The organism is Hungatella sp., assembly GCF_046966825.1.
In genome coordinates this window covers 1-4175 of sequence record NZ_JBKVCZ010000014.1, presented here as the reverse complement: position 1 = coordinate 4175, position 4175 = coordinate 1, and the positions used below count along the sequence as shown (strand labels likewise).

General features: G+C 52.0%; 4 protein-coding genes. All 4 read left to right on the top strand.

From position 1 onward, the window contains the following. Positions 1-1472: ABC transporter permease subunit (locus ACLTD4_RS06520; protein WP_412331204.1), on the top strand; the 1472-nt coding region annotated here is incomplete at its 5' end. Further along, positions 1469-2461: an extracellular solute-binding protein gene (locus ACLTD4_RS06515; protein ID WP_117620945.1), complete on the top strand. Its 993-nt coding sequence runs from the start codon at positions 1469-1471 to the stop codon at positions 2459-2461. The genes ACLTD4_RS06520 and ACLTD4_RS06515, both read left to right, overlap by 4 nt. Before the next feature lie 123 nt (positions 2462-2584). Next, positions 2585-3682, top strand: a complete 1098-nt coding sequence (locus ACLTD4_RS06510; RefSeq protein ID WP_117620944.1) for a 2-aminoethylphosphonate--pyruvate transaminase — start codon at positions 2585-2587, stop codon at positions 3680-3682. A gap of 4 nt (positions 3683-3686) precedes the next feature. Further along, a partial coding sequence (phnX, locus tag ACLTD4_RS06505) for a phosphonoacetaldehyde hydrolase (protein ID WP_412331203.1) occupies positions 3687-4175 on the top strand: 489 nt, incomplete at its 3' end.

Genomic DNA, 4175 nt, shown 5'->3' with positions numbered 1-4175 from the left:
TTTCGACGCTGCTGGCATTTCTGCTTGCATACACCATTCATTACAGCAATCTGCCCTCCTTCTATAAAAGCCTGATTCGGCGGGCGGCGGTGATACCGATGCTTTTGCCGACCATTACGTATGGATTTGCCATTATTTATTCCTTTGGAAAGCAGGGACTGATCACGAGGCTGTTCGGAAGACAGCTGTTCGAGCTTTATGGCTTTTACGGGCTGTTGCTGGGATATTTAATCTATACGCTGCCGGTGTCATTTCTGCTGGTGTCCAACACCATGGAATACATAGACAAGAAATTCTCCATTGTATCCCGGATTATGGGGGATAATCCGTGGCAGACGTTTTTCCGGACGGTGGCCCGGCCGCTGCTGGGGACGCTGGCGGCCTCCTTTGTACAGTGTTTCTTCCTGTGCTTTACGGACTATGGGATTCCTGCCTCCGTGGGAGGGAAGTATGAGGTGGTGGCAACAGTGCTTTACAATGAGATGCTGGGCAGCATACCGAATTTTAACCGCGGTTCTGTAGTTGCGATTCTGATGCTGATCCCGTCGGTGCTCACGATCACGCTGCTGCATTATCTGGAGAAATACAATATCCGCTATAATAAAATCTCCGCAATAGAAATACGGAGAAACCGGTTGAGGGACGGCATACTCGGCCTGGGAAGCGCCCTGGTCTTAGTGGTGGTGCTGTCGGTGTTCGCGGTGATCTTCGTGGTGCCGTTTGTGGAAGAATGGCCGTACCGGGTCAGCTTTACCATGGAGCATTTGCAGAGCGTCCTGAGCGATAAGAGTCTGCTGGGAGTGTATAAGAATTCCCTGCTGGTTGCATTTTTGACCGCGCTTACCGGCTCTCTTACCACCTATGGAGCGGCCCTTTCCACGGCGCGGAGCCATCTGCCGGAAAAGGTGAAACGGGTGATCGAGAACATTTCCCTGATCACCAATACCATACCGGGCATGGTGGTGGGTATCGCCTATATGCTGGTGTTCTCAGGTACTTCCCTGCAGAATACTCTGACCCTCATCGTCATCTGCAATGTGATCCACTATTTTTCCACGCCGTATCTGATGATGAAGAACTCCCTGGCAAAGATGAACGCGTCCTGGGAGACGACGGCCATGCTCATGGGGGACACCTGGCTGAAGACGATTGTGCGGGTGGTGACGCCCAATGCCATGGCTACCATTCTGGAAGTATTCAGCTACTATTTTGTCAACGCCATGGTAACGGTCAGCGCCGTGATCTTTATCGCGGGAGCCCGGACGATGGTGATCACCACGAAGATTAAGGAACTGCAGTATTACACGAAATATAATGAGATTTTTGTATTGTCCATCTTTATTCTGCTCACGAACCTGGCGGCCAGGGCGTTGTTTTCCTGGCTGGCGACGGATCGGAAAGAGGCGAAGGCCGGCAGAGTATTGCGGCGGAACAGAAAAAAACAGGAAAATTCAGGAGGAGTAAGAATATGAAAAACAGAAAAAGAGCGGCAGCACTGGCCATGGTCTGTGCCCTGGGCGCGATGGCCGCGCTCACCGGATGTCAGAAGAAGGCGCAGGAAGTGGTAATCTATACGAATGCGGACGACGAGGCCATAGAGGCCATGAAAAATGCGCTGGACGGTAATGGCTACGAGGGAAAATACATTCTTCAGTCCTTTGGAACCTCCGAGCTGGGCGGAAAGCTTCTGGCGGAGGGAACCAATATCGAGGCCGATCTGGTCACCATGAGTTCCTTCTATTTAGACAGCGCACAGGAGACGAATCAGATGTTTCAGGACCTGTCCTTTGAGACGAAGCCCCTTGCCGAGTACCCGGCGTTCTATACACCGATTACGGCCCAGGAAGGAACCATTTTTGTAAATACGGAGGTTTTAAAGGAAAATAACCTGCCGATGCCGACCGGCTTAAAGGACCTGGCGGACTCTATGTATGCGGGAATGGTATCCGTAACCGATGTAAAGAGTTCTTCCACTGCATGGCTGCTCATCCAGGCGCTGGTCAGTGCTTACGGAGAGGATGGGGCGACGGAGGTTCTTGCCGGCATCTATCAGAACGCGGGAGATCATATCGAGAGTTCAGGCTCCGCACCGCTTAAAAAGGTGCGCGCCGGAGAGGTGGGGGTGGGCTTCGGTCTTCGCCATCAGGCCGTTGCGGACAAGGTGGATGGACTTCCCGTGGACTATGTGGACCCGCCGGAAGGCAACTTCTCACTGACTGAGTCTGTCGCAGTAGTCGATAAGGGTGCAGAGAGCAATCCGCTGGCCATGGAGATGGCGGAATGCATTATCAAAAACGGACGCCAGGAGCTGCTTAAGACTTACCCGCTGCCGGTATATGAGGGGGAGAGCAGTGATTCCGCCAACAAATCCGCGTACCCTATGGTATTTCCGGAGAAGCTGACGGTTGGGCTTCTGGAGAAGCATCAGCAGTTGTCGGAAAATGCAAAGGTATTGGAGTAAAATGCAGAGGCGCTGAAGAAAAGTGCAGAGGCGTTGAAGAAAAGTGCAGAGGCATTAAAGTAAAGTACAGAAGCGTTGACGAAATACGCAAAGGCAATCAAAATAAGAAGGGGAATAAGAAGCATGATACAGTATAAATTATTGACACCGGGACCACTGACCACCACGGATACCGTGAAGAGAGAGATGATGGTGGATCACTGTACCTGGGATGACGACTATAAGCAGATAACACAGTGGATACGCAAGAAGCTTTTAGAACTGGCAGGCGTGACAGAACCGGAGTATACGGCCGTTTTGATGCAGGGCAGCGGGACCTTCGGCGTGGAATCCGTTTTGACGAGTACCATAGGGGACGGGGATCATTTACTGATTGCGGCGAACGGCTCTTACGGGCTGCGCATGAAGGCGATCGCGGACCACGCAGGAATCTCCTGTACGGTGTACGAGACCGCCTACGATGAGATTCCCGATGCCGCGGTTATTAAAAAAATGCTGGAAGAGAATCCGCAGATCACTCATGCAGCCATGGTGCACAGTGAGACCACCTCCGGGGTTTTAAATGATATAGAGGCTGTGAGCCGCGTCGTAAAGGCGGCGGGGAGAACCATGATTGTGGACGCCATGTCAAGCTTTGGCGGCATGGAAATTCCTGTCGGTGACTGGGGCATTGATTTTATAGTCAGCAGTGCGAACAAGTGCATTCAGGGTGTTCCAGGCTTTTCCTTTGTCATATGCAGGCGTGACGCGCTGGAAGCGGCGAAAGGCGTGGCGCGGAGCCTGTCTCTGGACCTGTATGACCAGTGGAAATGCATGGAGGCCGATGGGAAATGGCGCTATACCTCGCCAACCCATGTGGTTCTCGCATTTGCACAGGCGATCCGGGAGCTGGAGGCGGAAGGCGGCATTGCGGCCAGGCACGCAAGATATACGGAAAATAACCGCATACTGATTGAGGGATTAAAAAAGCTGGGATTCCGCCCCTACGTGGGACCGGAGCATCAGGGACCGATCATTACTACATTTTTCTATCCGGAAGATAAATGCTGCAGCTTTCAGGAGATGTATTCCTATATCAAGGAGCGGGGATACGCCATATATCCGGGAAAAGTGACCGATGCGGAAACCTTCCGCGTGGGAAATATCGGAGAGATCTATCCGGAAGACATGGAAAAGCTTTGTGCGATTCTGGCTGATTATTGGAAGGAAAAGGAGAATTGAATTTATGAAATGGAAAGCGGTTATATTTGACTGGGCGGGAACGACTGTGGATTATGGGTGTTTCGCGCCGGTGCAGACATTTGTTGAGGTATTTAAGGAGTTTGGTGTTGAGCCTACCATGGAGGAGACCAGAAAGCCCATGGGAATGCTGAAATGGGATCATATTAAGACGATGCTGGGGATGAACCGGATACATCGGGAATTCGTACAGATCCATGGAAGAGAGCCGGAGGACAGCGATGTGGACGCCATGCACGATCTGTTCCTGGATAAATTGATGAAGGTACTGGATCAGTTTGCCGAGCCGAAGGAGCATGTGCTTGAAACCGTGGAGAAATTAAGACGTGCGGGAATTCGGATCGGATCGACAACCGGATATACGGATGAGATGATGGCCATAGTCACCAGGGAGGCAAAAAAGGCCGGTTATGAGCCTGACTGCCTGTTTACGCCGGATTCCACCGGGCATGTGGGACGCCCCTACCCTTACATG